Consider the following 14,832-nt stretch of genomic DNA (forward strand, 5'->3'; position numbering starts at 1 on the left):
GCTCAGTGACCGGGCACTTCGACAAGCTCAGTGACCGGGGTTCAGTGACCGAGGCCCTGGCTCGGGCAACGACTGTGGGTCTAGACTGCTCCCATGCTGGTGGAAGGCACCATTCGCTGGCAGGTCACGGAGGACTGCCCTGTCGTGCTCCTCGTCGCCCTGGCGCTGCGGGAGATGGCAGGCCTCGGAGACACGTGCGCATCACATCTGCCGCCGGTGACACCGCTTCCCGGAGCGGTCGACGTCACCGGCATCGACCGCAAGCTCCTCGCGGCCCAATGGGACGGCTGGTGGGTCGGCATCGCGAGGCGCGACACCCGGCCATTCGTCGCCGAGGTCGCACCTCCGCACTTCTCCGCGTTCGATCGTGCGCTCGAACTTCAAGAACTCGCGTACCGCGCGTACGCGGACGCGCTCGTCTGGGCGGATGAGCGCCATCACGAGTACGCGGTCGCGCTCGACTCGCGGCAGCCCTCACGGCTGCGCGACGTCTACGACCTCATCCGCGAGCGACAGTTCGAACTGCGCCGCCAGTCGAGTTCCTTCCGCATCGACCTCGAAGTGCTCCCGATCTCGGTGACCGGCGCGTGGGTCGTCGCACCAGACACGATCGTCGTGAGCGAGACGTTGCGCGACGACCGTGACGGCTTCCGCGAGTGGCTGCGGCCCCTCATCCACGGGCTCGTGTGACGGCGTCCGCCGCGGGTTCTAGGAGGTCGGGAGCGGGCGCGCCGTCCGCACGTCGCGTCCCGTGAGCGCGAGCAGCTGTGACTGCAACGGAGCGTCCTCGCCGAGCTCGACGCGCGTCGCGAAGAGTCCGCTCGCCTCGAGCGTGTCCTGCTGCGGCGCGAAGACCGTCCACACGGCCTCGACGAGCTCGTCCGGCAGCTCCTCCTCGAAGCCGGTCGCGCGTGCCAGATCCCACGTGTGGATCGTGACGTCGGAGACCTGCTCCTTGAGGTAGTGGTGCACGCTCACGGTGTCGTAGGACAGGTGCACCTTGGCGGTGGGCTTCACGCGGAGCCAGGCTGCACGGGCCTGGGCGGCGTAGCGCTCCCACTCGGCGCGCAGGTCGTCCGAGAGCGGCTTGATGAGCGCCGTCGCCTGGCGAACCGTGATGCCGCCGAGGAGCGGATCGATCCACTGCTGTTCCTCGATGACGTGCTCGACGAGCTGCCTCGTGGTCCAGTCCGTGTCCGGGGTCTCGCCGTTCCAGTCGACGACGGCGTCGAGACGCCTCCCGAACTCGTCGTTCGCGAGCTGCTGCATGTGGAGCCAGTCGATTTCAGTCACAGACGCACCTTTCCTTGCTCACTCCAACGTGTCCCGTCGGCGTGCATTCCGAGTCCAGTATCGCTCACAGCGCACCCTGGAGCGATCGATGTCGGCGGCCGCTGGGACAATGGAGGCATGAGTCGTCAGGATGGGGCATCGAGGCGTGTCTCCGACACCTCCGCGGACGACAGCGCCACCCACATCATGCACGTCGACATGGACGCGTTCTTCGTCTCCGTGGAGCTCCTGCAACGCCCGGACCTGCGTGGGCAGCCCATCATCGTCGGCCATCGTGAGGGTCGCTCGGTCGTGACCTCGGCCAGCTATGAGGCCAGACGGTACGGGGTGCGAGCCGCCATGCCGGTCTCACAGGCGCTGCGGCTCTGTCCGGGCGCGTACGTGCTCGAGCCCCACCACGGCCAGTACCGGAAGTACTCGGATCTCGTGATGCAGGTCTTCGAGTCGGTCACGCCTCTCGTGGAGCCGCTCAGCATCGACGAGGCCTTCCTGGACATCTCCGGCGCGATCAAGCTCATGGGACGCCCCATGGAGATCGCGCGGATCGTCAAGGAGCGGGTGTTCCAGGCGACGGGCCTGCCGTGCTCGGTGGGCATCGCCGCCACGAAGTACGTCGCCAAACTCGCCTCAGGGTTGTCGAAACCCGATGGTTTGCTCGTCGTGCCCGCTGCAGACACGGTGTCGTTCCTGCAACCGTTGCCGGTCGGTGCGCTGTGGGGCGTCGGCGGGAAGACGGAGGAAGCGCTCGTCGGGCGGGGCATCCGCACGGTGGGCGATGTCTCCACAACGCCGCTGTCCGTGCTGCAGCGCGCCGTCGGCGAGGCCACAGGCAGGAAGCTCCTCGAACTCGCGAGCGGCCTCGACCCGCGGGAGGTCACGACCGTGCGCCGCGAGAAGAGCGTCAGCCACGAGGTCACGTTCGACACCGATATCGCCGATCCGGCCCTGGTCCGTCGGGAGATCCTGAATCTGTCGCACCTCGTGGCCGTTCGCCTCCGCCGGGGCGGGTTCGCTGGCCGGACGGTCGGCATCCGCGTCCGATACGAGGACTTCTCGGTCGTCTCGCGCTCGCGCACGCTCGGCGAGCCGACCAACGTCGGACGACGCCTGTACGAGGAGGCGGTCTCCCTCTTCGATGCGCTCGACCGCAAAGGGCAACTCGTGCGTCTCGTCGGCGTCAAAGTCGAACAGCTCATCGACGACGCCGATGCCGTGTCCGCGCTGTGGGACCCCGACGAGGAGTGGCGAGACGCGGAAGCGACGATCGATCGCGTGTCCAATCGCTTCGGTGACCACGCGATCGCTCCCGCATCGCTCCTCGGCAAACCACGACGCCGTGGGCTCGGCCGTCCGGGCGACAGCGTGGGGCGCGCGGAGGACGGCTCCCAGGAACGTTGAGCGATCATCGTTGCCACGCGCATCCCTCCTTGGTGATCGAACACCTGCGGGGTAGCGTGGCAGCATGACGAATCTCGTGTTGAAACTTGCGGAACAGGCCAAGGGCATCGGCGTCACGGCGGCCTACGGGGAGCAGCAGGACGTCGACGGCGTGAAGCTCGTCCCCGTCGCCCTCTCGTACTACGGTTTCGGCGCCGGCAGTGAAGGCGATGCGGATGACGCGGCTGGCGGCGGTGGTGGCGGCGGACTCTCGGTTCCGGTCGGCGCGTACATCAAGACCCAGGACGGTTTGCGATTCGACCCCAACCTGATCTCGCTCATCGCCGTCGCCATCCCGTTCATCTGGGTGAGCGGCAAAGCGCTGTCGTCGATCATCAAGGCGCTCAAGAAGTAGCGGCCCGTCGCCGGGACTATACTCGGTCACATCACGGGAGTCCGGTGAACCGGGCTGAGAGGAAGGTATCCGCCTTCGACCGTCGAACCTGATCTGGATCATGCCAGCGCAGGGAGACCATTTCTCACTACCCGTGCCCTCTTTTCCACAACAGGAAGGGCACGTATCGTGTCAGCATCACTCAGCACTCCGGCGCAGTTGCGCGCCAACACCCGCACGCTCCGGTGGCGGGTCGTCGACATCGTCGTGGTCGCCGTCCTCGGCGTCGCGACCGGGCTCATCTTCTGGGCCTGGAACAGCATCGGCTACCTCTGGTACGAGGGCGCGAACGCCCTCACCCCCGGATTCGGCGGTGTCGCGACGGGCATCTGGCTCCTCGGCGGCGTCCTCGGCGGCCTCATCATCCGGAAGCCGGGCGCGGCGCTCCTCGTCGAGCTGATCGGCGCCGTCGTGTCGTCGCTCATCGGGAACGTGTGGGGCATCTCGACCGTCTACTCCGGCCTCGCGCAGGGTCTCGGCGCCGAACTCGTGTTCGCCGCCTTCGCCTACCGTCGCTTCGGCCTCGTCCCTGCGATCCTCGCCGGTGCGGGTGCCGGTGCCGGTGCGTGGATCCTGGAGTTCTTCCTGGGCAACATCGCGAAGGCTCCCGAGTACAACACGATCTACTTCATCACCGTCGTCGCATCCGGCGCTCTCCTCGCCGGCGTCCTCGGCTGGGCGCTCGTGAAGGCGCTCGCCTCGACCGGGGCGCTCAGCCGGTTCGCCGCCGGACGGGAAGCCCGCAGGGAGGTCTGAACGTGACGACCCGTGCAGCGGCACGTGTCACGGTCGACGGCTGGGGCTGGCGGCACGCCGGACGGAAGGCATGGGCGGTCAGCGATCTGACGTTCACGATCGAACCGGGGGAGCGGGTGCTCCTGCTCGGTGCATCCGGCGCGGGGAAGTCCACCTTCATCCATGCCCTCGCGGGCGTGCTCGGCGGTGCGGACGAAGGCGAGGTCCGGGGTTCACTGCTCATCGACGGCGTCGCTCCTGAACAGGCGAGGGGTCGGGCCGGTCTCGTCCTGCAGGATCCGGACTCGCAGGTGATCCTGGCGCGCGTCGGCGACGACGTCGCGTTCGGGTGCGAGAACCTTGGTGTGCCGCGCGATGAGATATGGCGGCGCGTCGGGCGGAGTCTGGAGGCAGTCGGTCTGGACGTCCCGCTCGATCACCCGACCGCTGCTCTGTCCGGTGGACAGAAGCAACGCCTCGCCCTCGCAGGCGTCCTCGCGATGCAGCCTTCGCTGCTCCTGCTCGACGAACCGACGGCGAACCTCGACCCTGCCGGGGTGTCCGAGGTGCGCGATGCGGTGGAGCGCGTCGTGCAGGACGGCTCATCGACGCTCGTCGTCATCGAGCATCGTGTCGAGGTGTGGCGGGACCTGATGACCCGCGTCATCGTGCTCGACCCGGCGGGCGGCGTCCTCGCGGACGGATCGCCGGAGCAGGTGCTCGACGACGTCGGTGAACGACTCGCGCGGGCCGGGGTGTGGGTGCCGGGGATTCCGCTCGGCATCGACCGTCGTGCTCGCCGCACGAGCGGCGATGCCGCACTCTCCACGGAGCGACTGTCGATCGGTCGGGTCCCGTCCGTCGTGGTCCAGCGCGAGCTCGACGTGTCGGTTCAGCGGGGCACCGCGACGGCGATCGTCGGGCCCAACGGAGCCGGGAAGTCGACCCTGGCGCTGACGCTCGCCGGGCTCCTCCCGGAACTCGCCGGCGAGGTGCGGTCGGCTGCATCGCTCGCGGGACGGAAAGGCGACCGGCCGATCGCATGGTCGTCCAAAGAACTCCTGACCCGCATCGGCACCGTCTTCCAGGATCCGGAGCACCAGTTCGTCACGAGCACCGTCCACGACGAGCTGGCGGTCGCCTTGCGTGCGCTCCGGTGGTCGCCGGTGGACATCGCGGAGCGGGTCGAAGCGTTGCTCGAACGACTGGACCTCGCGAGACTCGCCGGGGCCAATCCATTCAGCCTCTCAGGTGGTCAGAAGCGACGGCTGTCGGTCGCGACGGTGCTCGCCGCGCGTCCAGCCGTGATGATCCTGGATGAGCCGACGTTCGGACAGGATCGGACGAGCTGGATCTCGCTCGTGGAGTTGCTGCAGGACGAACTCGATCAGGGCATGACCATCGTGTCGGTCACCCACGACGCGGGAGTCATCGAGCTCCTCGGCGATCACGTGATCGCACTCGAGTCGATCGTCGATCGGGCGGTGGCGGCATGACCGCCGTCGCGAGCCGTCCCGCCACGGTCGTGCCCCAGAAGCCTGCGGTCCTCGACCGTGTGAACCCCGTCACGAAGGCACTCGTCGTCCTGCTCCTCTCGCTCCCGCTGCTCGTCACGATCGACTGGGTGAGCGCCGCTGTGGCGGTAACGATCGAAGCGATGCTCTTCCCGCTCGCAGGACTGACCGTCGGTCGGTTCCTGCGACGTTCCTGGCCGGTGCTGCTCTTCGCGCCGGTCGGCGGCATCAGCATGCTCCTCTACGGGAAGCCGGGCGGCGAGGAGTACTGGTCGTTCTGGTTCATCCGGATCACCGACAACTCGATCGAACTCGCCGTCGCGATCACGATTCGTGTGCTCGCCCTGGGGCTGCCGACGATCCTGCTCTTCGCGCGCGTCGATCCGACGGATCTCGCCGACGGATTGGCGCAGATCGTGAAGCTGCCGAGCCGGTTCGTCCTCGGGACGCTCGCCGGCGCTCGGATGCTCGGCCTCTTCCTCGACGACTGGCGGAGCATGGCGCTCGCGCGGCGTGCCCGCGGTCTCGGTGACCACGGTGTCGTCCGTCGATTCCTCTCGATGGCGTTCGTGCTCCTGGTGTTCGCCATCCGTCGGGGGAGCAAGCTCGCGACGGCGATGGAAGCACGCGGGTTCGGTTCGCCGACGAAGCGCACGTGGGCGAGGACGTCGACCCTCGGCTGGGCGGATGCCGTCACCGTCTGCGGCGCGGTGCTCATCATGGTCGTCGCGCTCGGAGCAGCCGTGATCGCCGGAACCTTCCGGTTCATCGGATCGTGATGTCGGAATCCCATGAGGCATCGATGGGTTCGGCGGCCCCTGTGCTGCTCATCGATGGCCGGTCGGGCTCCGGAAAGACGAGTCTGGCAGCCGACATCGCAGCGTCCCTCCGTATATGCACCGTGGTGCATATGGATGACCTCTATCCAGGGTGGGACGGCCTCGACGAGGGGAGTCGGTTGCTCGTCGAAGCCGTCCTTCGGCCTCGGGCCGCGGGGGAGCGGGCGGCGTGGCGACGCTGGGACTGGCATCGGTCGGAGCGTGCCGAGGAGTACGTCGTCGATTCCGCCGTTCCGCTGATCGTCGAGGGCTGCGGCGCACTGTCACGCGCCGCCACCGCTCTCTCCGACACCGCCTACTGGTTGGAGGCGCCTGCTGCGATGCGTGAGCGTCGGCTCGAGAACCGAGACGGGACGGTCGACTGGTGGCCGGGGTGGACCGCGCACGAGGACGCGTTCATCCTCCGCGAGCGTCCGTCCGAATCCGCGGATGCGGTGTTCGACGGTGCCGACCCTGCCGAGACGCTCCTCAGGAACGCGCTGGACGTCCTCGTGACCGGGAGCCGTGGGAGTCGATGGGCTCCGTGGGTGCTTCCGTGCGCTTCCTAGGACCGGCGAGCCTCACGCCCAGCCGAGCTCGTGGAGCCGTTCGTCATCGATGCCGTAGAAGTGGCCGATCTCGTGCACGAGCGTCGTATGGATCTCGTCCTTGAGTTCGTCGAGCGTCTCACACACGTCGAGGTGCGGTTCGCGGTAGACGATGATGCGGTCCGGCATCTCACCGAATCCGTAGCGGTCCCGTTCCGTGAGGGCGACCCCGTCGTACAGTCCGAGGGTGTCGAGGGTCCCATTCTCGGGCCGATCCTCGACGACGAACACGACGTTGTCGAGGCCGTCGATCATATCGTCCGGCAGCAGGTCGAGCTCATCGACGACGAGCGCTTCGAAGGCTTCGGTGTCGAGTTCGAGCATGTGGCCTCCGTGTCGGGGAGTCGTCTGTACTGAAGTGCCCCCGGCAGGATTCGAACCTGCGACCAAGAGATGTGAAGACCCCTCGATGACTCGGAAACGTGCCCCCGGCAGGATTCGAAACCAGCGACCAAGAGATGAGAAGACCCCTCGATGACTCGGAAACGTGCCCCCGGCAGGATTCGAACCTGCGACCAAGAGATTAGAAGGCTCCTGCTCTATCCCCTGAGCTACGGAGGCGGGCAGCACTCAGGATACCGCAGGTGGTCAGACGCCGACGCCGAACAGTCCGAGCGCACCGAACACGACTGAGACGGCACCGATCACGAGGGCGATGCTCACCAGCACGATGTGCACGATGAGGAACGGCGTCGCCTTCCCGGCCGCGTCACGTGCCCGGTCGTCTCGACTCACCCGCTTGAGGAACTGTGGCCAGACGGCCACGTTGAAGACGCCGTTGACGAGGAGCAGGATGGAGAGGGCGATGATCACCGCACAAGTCTAAACGGCGTGGTTCGAGCGACGGATCAACGGCTGCCCGGCGGCGAGCGTCGGACGCCCTGGATAGACTCATGCCATGAGTACAGCTGGGGACCGCATGGTCTGGATCGACTGCGAAATGACCGGACTCGACCTGGAGGTCGACGAACTGGTCGAGATCGCGGTCGTCGTGACCGACTTCGAACTGAACATTCTGGACCCCGGATACTCGGTCGTCATCAAACCGGATGCGTCCGCACTGGAGAACATGGGCGAGTTCGTCACGAACATGCACAAGACTTCCGGGCTCCTCGAGGAGATCCCGAACGGCGTCAGCCTCGCCGAGGCAGAGTACGAAGTCCTCGAGTACGTGCTGAAGTTCGTACCGGACGAAGCGAAGGCGCCGCTCGCGGGCAACACCATCGGAACCGACCGCGCGTTCCTCTCCCGCTTCATGCCGCGTCTCGACGCGCACCTCCACTACCGCAACGTCGACGTCTCCTCCATCAAGGAACTCGCCCGTCGCTGGTACCCCCGCGTGTACTTCAACGCCCCCTCCAAGAACGGCGGGCACCGTGCTCTCGCCGACATCCTGGAGTCGATCCGTGAGCTCGCCTACTACCGTGACGCGGTGTTCGTCGGCCTGCCCGGACCAACATCCGATGAAGCAAAAGCTGTTTCGGAGGCCACCGTGAACGCGTACGCCCAAAACATGTAATAGACTTCTTCAGGCGCTTGTACGAGGAACACTTCGAACAAGCACATGGTGGGTATAGCTCAGTTGGTAGAGCGCCTGGTTGTGGTCCAGGAGGTCGCGGGTTCAAGCCCCGTTACTCACCCCAAGTCGAGCAACACGTCAGAAGCCCCTCCGCGAGGAGGGGCTTCTTGCGTTTGAGAGTGTCGGTGTGGTGCGGCGTTTCTTGGAGGTCGCGGGTTGAACCCCTGTTCCTCACCCCAAGTTGTGCAACACGGCAGAAGCCCCTCCGCGAGGAGGGGCTTCTGACGTCAGCGGGACGCGTCATCACGATCCGATACGCTCACGCGTCCTCTTTCTCACGACGCAGATGCGAGACACGCAGCGCGTAGATGCTAGCCGCGACGGCGAGCAGGACGATCGCGCCCACCCCGAACCACAGGTTCGACACGCCCGAGGACGATTGCACGACCCAGGACTCGGTCGCGTACTGTGCGTCGATCGTGAGGATGCCGCCGAGCGATGCCGTGCCCTGTGTCAGGAGCAGCAGCGCACCGATCGCGATGGACAGCGCACCGGAGGCGACCATCCAGATCGAGTTCTCCCATCGGCCGATCCGGAACCGTCTCGGTCGCATCCAGGATCTGGTCCCCAGCTGGAATCGGCTCCAGACGAGCGAAATGACGCCGAGCGGCAGAGCCATGCCGAGCGCGAAGACCGCGAGCATGATGCCGCCGTAGAGGGGATTCGCGCCGGCCGCTGCGACGGTCAGGACGGATCCGAGGATGGGGCCGGCGCAGACTCCTGCGACACCGTAGACCGAGCCGAGGACGAACACGGAGACGGCGGAGGTTCCTTCGCCACCGGTTCCGCGGCGGATCCATGGAATGTCGATCCCGATGATCTGGATCGCACCGATCACCATCACGATGGCGGCGGCGACCGTCACGAGGACGGTCCGGTTCTGCGTCACGAGCGAGCCAAGGACGCCGGCGAGGAGACCGAGCGGCACGAGGGTGACGAGGAGGCCCGCATAGAAGAGCGCTGTGCGGCTGAGGAGCTTGGTGGGACTCGAGAACGCGTATGCGAAGAACGCGGGGAGGAGCATGACCGAGCAGGGGCTCAGGAGGGTGAGGATGCCTCCGAGGAAGGCACCCGCGTAGCCGATGTCCATCTAGTTCACCGATGTCTTCCGGTCGGCCTTCGCGAGTTCCTCGTCGATGACCTTCAGGAAGGCGCTGAGCGGTTGGGCTCCAGCGATCGGTGTTTCGTTCACCAGGAAGATCGGTGTGCTGGAGATGCCGATGTTCGTGCCTTCGACGTAGTCCGCCCGCACGCGTTCGGCGAGCTCAGGGCTGGCGAGGTCCATCGTGAAACGGTCGATGTCGGGGACGCCGACCTGTCGAGCGAACTCGATGAGCTTCTCGTTCGGGAGTTCTGGGTGGCCTCGTTCCGGCGCAGCCGCGAAGAGAGCGGTGTGGTATTCCCAGAACATGCCCTGTTCGCCAGCTGCGCGTGCAGCCACTGCGGCTCCGATGGACTGGTCGCCGAAGACGGGCAGGTCGCGCCATTCGAAGCGGACTGTGCCCTTGTCGACGTAGTCCTTGACGATCGTCGGGAGGGTGTCGCGGTCGAAGACGCCGCAGAACGGGCACCGGTAGTCGGCGAACTCGACGATGACGACCGGAGCATCGACGGCGCCCTGTGCGGTGACGTCGTCCGGGATGCGTCTGGCGAGGTTGAACGCGGGATTCGCCGTGTCCGAGGTTGTGCCACCCGCCGCTTCGTTGGGGTCGCTGTCACCCTGCGGCTGTCCGGCGATGATCGCGACGACGATGAGCGCTGCGACGCCGACGAGCGACGCCCAGACGAGCTTGATGCGAGAGCTGGGCGCCGCAGTGCTCGCTGATCGCTTCCGTGGGGTCGTTCGTGCGCGGTTCGGGCTGGTCGTGGTGGCCTTGGCGGCCGTGTTGGTTGCGGTGGCGTTGTTGTTGCCGTTGCTCGATCCGGAGGGGCGGGTGCGTTTGGTCATGGTGGTTCTGGGTCTCTCGATGTGTCGATCGTCGCCGTCTCGACAGGGCGCACGAACGTGTCGGGCGAGACCCTGGAGTCGTCGATCGGAACTGGTAGGACGGGTGTGGGCAACCGCGCCACGGCGAATGCTCCGCGGTGCGGTGCGGTGCGATGCGCGCGTGGCGTCCCGTCCGTCAGGTTCGTGAGATGCAGAGTTCCTGCGGCGTCGGCGAGGAGACATGGTCGCTCAGCCGTCGAGGAGTCGTGTCGTCCGGAGCCGATGCGGTCACGGTCTCGACGGTCGTCGTGGTCGGCGCTGTCACGTCCCACAGCGGTGCGGTACGCACGAGGTCAGGTTCAGTCGCGGGGCCGTCGTCTCGTCCTTCGCAGCCGGGGATGCCGAGCTGGTTGTCAGTCGGAACCGACGGGCTCGCGATCCGAGCCGTGCGCGCATGGATTGCTGGGCCATGGACTGATGAGGCCTGCGCGCTATCGGTCGTAACCGACTCGTCGCTGGTGCTGCTGCTGGTGCTGGTGCTCGCGGCGGTGCCGACCGACGCCGGTATGGACGAGCACTGCTGTCCGATCGCGCTCAGCACGAGCAGGAGGATCAGTGCCATCGCTGCGAGCAGGGGAGCGGATGCAGGAAGTGGTCTCCGCAGAGCTCCGTGTCGCATGTTCACCCCCGTGAGTCTTTCAGGCACTGCGTCGAAGTCTAAGCGACGGTGGGTCTGGCTTCCTGAGTGCATCCGTCCCTGAGCTTGTCGATGGGAAGGGGCACGAATCCGGAGTGTCCACACTTCGACAAGCTCAGTGACCGGGTGCCGTGTCGGTCCCTGAGCCTGTCGAAGGGTGTGGGCAGGGATCCGGAGCGTCCACACTTCGACAGGCTCAGTGACCGGGGCGGCATGGTCAGTGACCGGGTGTGGCATGGTCAGTGCGGCCTCAGGATCCGGGTGGACGTGTTCAGGGGCCGGCTGCGTCTTCGTCAGGTTCCGGGTGGGGTTCGAGGGGGTACCAGTCCGGGGGATCTGGTTCCGTGGTGAATACCTGACCACTCGGACTGATCCAGTGCAGCACCCCGTCCGGACCCGGCTCGAGGGACCAGTTGGTGTCGTGTTTGAGGTGGTGGTGCTTCGGACACAGGTGCGCGAGGTTCTCCACCTTCGTTTCACCTCCCTCCGACCACGGGACGGTGTGGTCCAGTTCGCACCCTTTCGCGAGGCGGTTGCAGCCCGGTGCTCGGCAGTGCGTGTCTCGGATCGCGAGGGCTCGTTTCATGTCCGCGGGTGGCACGTATCGTTCTCGACTGACCGAGAGGACCGTCCCGGTCTCCGGATGCGTCAGGATCCGGGTGAAGGACTTCGCGTGCACGCTCAGCCTGACCGCGGTCTCCGGGTCGATGGGACCGTAGCCTTCGAGGGAACCTGGTTGGTGCTCCTGGCCGAGGATCGTCATCACCGGGACGGTCACGTGGACGGTCGGGATGATGCCTTCCGTGATCTCCTCGATGCTCGGGAGCGGACGGGTCGCGGTGCGGGGTTCGGTGCGCAGCGGTCCGGCGTTCTGGGCAGGTGTGGCAATCGGCAGTGGCTCGGCGGTCAGGGCAGTCAGGGCTGGCTCGGCAGTCGGGACAGGCTCGTCGGACAAGACAGAGCCAGTCGCCAGGACAGGCTCGTCACGACGGTCAAGCATTGTTCTGTTCGGTGTCGGTGTGATTGCCCCTCCGTCCATGGACGCGGCGGGACGCGCTGGTACTGACTGTGCCGACCAGGTCGGGACCTCGTCGTCCTCGACCCTGGGAGTGACTTTGGTGGGCACAGCGATTGCCGTGGGAGGGCCAGAGGACGCCGTGATCCCATAGAGGAGGAGGCTCTGGGCGTTGTCGACCATCAACTGCGCACTCGTCCGCGGGTCACCGCGGCGTTGCGTGGCGGCGGTGAGGTCGGCGAGGCGGTTGTAAGCGGCGGTCGCGATGGTCGCCGTGGTGAGGATCGACAGCCACGACATCCCATCAGGTGCCGGAGACAGGGTCACGTGGCGGTCCTGCCTGGCCCGGTGATGCCGGGTACCGATGGTTTCCGGGTGGAGCTTCTCCCGCAGCTGCCGGGCGTACTGCTTCAGCTGTGCCGCGGTGCGGGTCTGTGCGAGAGGCAGGATCCGGGTCTCGAACTCTGCACGATCCGCCGGGTCGACATCCGCGAGCTGCTCCACGATCACCCGGGCGTGCCCGACCGAGATCGAACCCCCGGAGAGCGCGGCAAGGGTGGTGGGGAGGTGGTCGACGAGGACTTCGGACTCGGCGATGCGGTGTTGAATGGTGCGCTCCGGAACCCGCGTCATCGCAGACAGCTCCAGGTGCAGGGCGAGACGGGCGAGGTCCTTCGCCCGGGCCGGGGTCGTGCCGGGTGGAGCGAGCGTGAGCGCGGTGAGGTCGGACAGGCGGGCGGCCTCGGCGAACAGGGTGGCCTTGCGTGCTTCGGCGGCGGCGATGCAGACGTCTTCCGCGACGATCTGCTCGCCGAGGCTCGTGAGACGAGCGGCGATCGCGTCCGGAGTCGAAGGTATGTCCACTCATCAAGAATACCAAGGACCCGTGTTCTAGAACAGGGGTTCGAAGAATCTGTGGAGAACTTCTGCGCGACTGGACCCCACACTTCGACAAGCTCAGTGACCGGGACCGGGAGGCGCGGCGGCATTGTGAGGGCAACGCACTTCGACAAGCTCAGTGACCGGAGGCCGAGCGCCAGTACCCGGAGGAGGCGCGCACTTCGACAAGCTCGGTGACCGGAGGCCGAGCGGCAGCACTCGGAGGAGGCACGGACTTCGACAAGCTGAGCGACTGGAGTGGGGGCCGCCGCAGGTCGACGGCTCAGTGCCCAGGCGTGCCCCGCCCACATCTGCAACGGGAGTCGCAAAACCACATCATGGTAGCCTCGAAGAATATGTTTGCTGCGAAACGATATGAGAACACTCTCCCCATGGCGCTCGCTATGGGGATTTTTGTTTGACGGCGCCATCGATTTCCGGCGCCCGTGCCTGCAGCAACGATGTGAGCTCGAGCGAGCAACACAGAACGACATACGAAATCGGAGTGAAGAATTTGACGAAGCGAATCGCAATCATCGGTGCGGGTCCCAGCGGAATGGCTCAGCTGAGGGCTTTCGAGTCCGCTCAGGGCGACGGGCGCCCCATACCGGAGATCGTGTGCTTCGAAAAGCAGGACGACTGGGGCGGCCAGTGGAACTACACCTGGATGACCGGACTCGACCGCCACGGCGAACCCGTCCACTCGAGCATGTACCGCAACCTCTGGTCGAACGGCCCCAAGGAAGCCCTCGAATTCGCCGACTACAGCTTCGACGAGCACTTCGGCCGTCCCATCTCCTCCTACCCGCCGCGTGAAGTCCTGTGGGACTACATCGACGGTCGCCTGGAGCGCAGCGATGTGAAGAAGTACGTCCGCTTCAACACGGTCGTCCGCTGGGTGGAACAGGACAGCATCACCGGCACATTCACCATCACGAGCGAGGACCTCGTCAACAAGACGACCGTCGTCGAGGAGTTCGATGAGCTGATCGTCAGCACCGGCCACTTCTCCTTCCCGCACATGCCCGAGTTCGAGGGCATCGAGACCTTCCCGGGTCGCGTCTGCCACGCACACGACTTCCGTGGCGCAGAGGCGCTCGAAGGCCAGGACGTCCTCCTCATCGGCTCCAGCTACTCGGCCGAGGACATCGGCGTGCAAGCGCACAAGATGGGCGCACACTCGGTCACCATCAGCTATCGGACGGCGCCGATGGGCCACGACTGGCCCGCAGGAGTGGAAGAAGTTCCACTCGTTGTGCGCTTCGACGGAGCCACCGCTCACTTCGCCGACGGCACGACGCGCGACTTCGACGCTGTCATCCTCTGCACGGGCTACCTCCACAAGTACCCGTTCCTGCCGGCGGACCTCTCACTCGACTCGCGGAACAACGTCTACCCCGACGGCCTGTACAAGGGCGTCGTCTGGCAGGGGAACCCGCACGTCTTCTACCTCGGTGCGCAGGACCAATGGTTCACATTCAACATGTTCGATGCTCAGGCCTGGTTCGTCCGCGACGTCATCGACGGGACGATCACGCTGCCGTCCGCCGCTGAACGGCAGACCGACATCGACGCGTGGGTCGCGCGCTTCACGGCGATCGCATCGGTTCCCGACGAGATCCGGTTCCAGGCCGACTACATCCGGGACCTCATCGAGGCGACGGACTACCCGATGTTCGACCTGGACGAAGTCGTCGAGATCTTCCTCGCCTGGAAGCACGACAAGCACGAGGACATCCTCGGCTATCGCGATGTGACCTACCGGTCCGTGATGACCGGCACGATCGCGCAGACCCACCACACGCCGTGGCTGCACGAACTCGACGACAGCCTCGAGCGATACCTCTCTGAACCGGAGGGAGAGTCGGAGCCGTCCGGCCCGGTCACCGCGCGACTCGGCTGATCAAGGCCGGTCCGCCCGCGAGGCGGGTGGGTG

The 14,832-nt window shown here is 66.3% G+C and carries 16 protein-coding genes, 2 tRNA genes and 1 riboswitch; of the genes, 10 read left to right on the forward strand and 8 right to left on the reverse strand.

The features are described from left to right. Positions 1–93 precede the first annotated feature (93 nt). Positions 94–690, forward strand: a complete 597-nt coding sequence (locus ACQ3HB_RS05575; protein WP_430918518.1) for a hypothetical protein — start codon at positions 94–96, stop codon at positions 688–690. Between the two features lie 18 nt (positions 691–708). Here ACQ3HB_RS05575 and ACQ3HB_RS05580 read toward each other — a convergent pair whose 3' ends face one another. Further along, positions 709–1,293, reverse strand: coding sequence for a TIGR03086 family metal-binding protein (locus ACQ3HB_RS05580; RefSeq protein ID WP_430918520.1), 585 nt, complete (start codon positions 1,291–1,293; stop codon positions 709–711). Positions 1,294–1,410: 117 nt separating this feature from the next. Here ACQ3HB_RS05580 and dinB point away from each other — a divergent pair, with 117 nt between their 5' ends. From dinB to ACQ3HB_RS05610, 6 genes are all read left to right on the forward strand, one after another. Next, entirely contained in the window at positions 1,411–2,691 is a 1,281-nt protein-coding gene (gene dinB, locus ACQ3HB_RS05585; protein WP_430918522.1) for a DNA polymerase IV, read from the forward strand. A gap of 64 nt (positions 2,692–2,755) precedes the next feature. Next, complete coding sequence (locus ACQ3HB_RS05590; protein WP_430918524.1) at positions 2,756–3,085, forward strand: hypothetical protein; 330 nt, start codon at positions 2,756–2,758, stop codon at positions 3,083–3,085. A 23-nt stretch (positions 3,086–3,108) separates the two neighbouring features. Beyond that, positions 3,109–3,217, forward strand: a riboswitch (TPP riboswitch). A gap of 33 nt (positions 3,218–3,250) precedes the next feature. Then, a complete protein-coding gene (locus ACQ3HB_RS05595; protein ID WP_430918910.1) occupies positions 3,251–3,880 on the forward strand; it encodes an ECF transporter S component in 630 nt (209 codons plus the stop codon). Next, positions 3,877–5,355: an ABC transporter ATP-binding protein gene (locus tag ACQ3HB_RS05600; RefSeq protein ID WP_430918912.1), complete on the forward strand. Its 1,479-nt coding sequence runs from the start codon at positions 3,877–3,879 to the stop codon at positions 5,353–5,355. The genes ACQ3HB_RS05595 and ACQ3HB_RS05600 overlap by 4 nt, the downstream gene beginning before the upstream one ends. Beyond that, complete coding sequence (locus tag ACQ3HB_RS05605; protein ID WP_430918525.1) at positions 5,352–6,152, forward strand: energy-coupling factor transporter transmembrane component T family protein; 801 nt, start codon at positions 5,352–5,354, stop codon at positions 6,150–6,152. The genes ACQ3HB_RS05600 and ACQ3HB_RS05605 overlap by 4 nt, the downstream gene beginning before the upstream one ends. 131 nt (positions 6,153–6,283) lie before the next feature. After that, positions 6,284–6,760 carry a nucleoside/nucleotide kinase family protein gene (locus ACQ3HB_RS05610; protein ID WP_430918527.1) on the forward strand — a complete coding sequence of 159 codons (477 nt, stop codon included), beginning with the start codon at positions 6,284–6,286 and terminating at the stop codon, positions 6,758–6,760. A 12-nt stretch (positions 6,761–6,772) separates the two neighbouring features. On the opposite strand, the gene ACQ3HB_RS05615 is transcribed toward ACQ3HB_RS05610, so the two are convergent. The 3 genes from ACQ3HB_RS05615 to ACQ3HB_RS05625 all read right to left on the reverse strand — a co-directional run bounded on the left by ACQ3HB_RS05615 (position 6,773) and on the right by ACQ3HB_RS05625 (position 7,612). Then, the gene (locus tag ACQ3HB_RS05615; protein WP_430918529.1) at positions 6,773–7,123 is read right to left on the reverse strand and encodes a metallopeptidase family protein; all 351 of its coding nucleotides are present in this window, start codon (positions 7,121–7,123) and stop codon (positions 6,773–6,775) included. A gap of 164 nt (positions 7,124–7,287) precedes the next feature. Next, positions 7,288–7,360, reverse strand: a tRNA-Arg gene (locus ACQ3HB_RS05620). A 27-nt stretch (positions 7,361–7,387) separates the two neighbouring features. Further along, positions 7,388–7,612 (reverse strand): SCO4848 family membrane protein, encoded by a 225-nt coding sequence (locus ACQ3HB_RS05625; protein ID WP_430918531.1) that lies wholly within the window; start codon positions 7,610–7,612, stop codon positions 7,388–7,390. A gap of 85 nt (positions 7,613–7,697) precedes the next feature. Here ACQ3HB_RS05625 and orn point away from each other — a divergent pair, with 85 nt between their 5' ends. Both orn and ACQ3HB_RS05635 read left to right on the forward strand, forming a co-directional pair. Next, complete coding sequence (gene orn / locus ACQ3HB_RS05630; RefSeq protein WP_430918532.1) at positions 7,698–8,318, forward strand: oligoribonuclease; 621 nt, start codon at positions 7,698–7,700, stop codon at positions 8,316–8,318. A 48-nt stretch (positions 8,319–8,366) separates the two neighbouring features. Continuing rightward, positions 8,367–8,442, forward strand: a tRNA-His gene (locus ACQ3HB_RS05635). 195 nt (positions 8,443–8,637) lie between these two features. On the opposite strand, the gene ACQ3HB_RS05640 is transcribed toward ACQ3HB_RS05635, so the two are convergent. From ACQ3HB_RS05640 to ACQ3HB_RS05655, 4 genes are all read right to left on the reverse strand, one after another. Beyond that, positions 8,638–9,468, reverse strand: coding sequence for a cytochrome c biogenesis CcdA family protein (locus ACQ3HB_RS05640; protein WP_430918534.1), 831 nt, complete (start codon positions 9,466–9,468; stop codon positions 8,638–8,640). Further along, positions 9,469–10,326 carry a DsbA family protein gene (locus ACQ3HB_RS05645; protein ID WP_430918536.1) on the reverse strand — a complete coding sequence of 286 codons (858 nt, stop codon included), beginning with the start codon at positions 10,324–10,326 and terminating at the stop codon, positions 9,469–9,471. 175 nt (positions 10,327–10,501) lie between these two features. Beyond that, complete coding sequence (locus ACQ3HB_RS05650) at positions 10,502–10,654, reverse strand: hypothetical protein (protein WP_430918538.1); 153 nt, start codon at positions 10,652–10,654, stop codon at positions 10,502–10,504. 619 nt (positions 10,655–11,273) lie between these two features. Continuing rightward, complete coding sequence (locus ACQ3HB_RS05655) at positions 11,274–12,881, reverse strand: HNH endonuclease signature motif containing protein (RefSeq protein WP_430918541.1); 1,608 nt, start codon at positions 12,879–12,881, stop codon at positions 11,274–11,276. Between the two features lie 529 nt (positions 12,882–13,410). Here ACQ3HB_RS05655 and ACQ3HB_RS05660 point away from each other — a divergent pair. Next, positions 13,411–14,799 (forward strand): NAD(P)-binding domain-containing protein, encoded by a 1,389-nt coding sequence (locus tag ACQ3HB_RS05660; RefSeq protein ID WP_430918914.1) that lies wholly within the window; start codon positions 13,411–13,413, stop codon positions 14,797–14,799. Positions 14,800–14,832: the final 33 nt, after the last annotated feature.

The organism is Plantibacter lichenum, assembly GCF_050587525.1.
Lineage (GTDB): Bacteria > Actinomycetota > Actinomycetes > Actinomycetales > Microbacteriaceae > Plantibacter.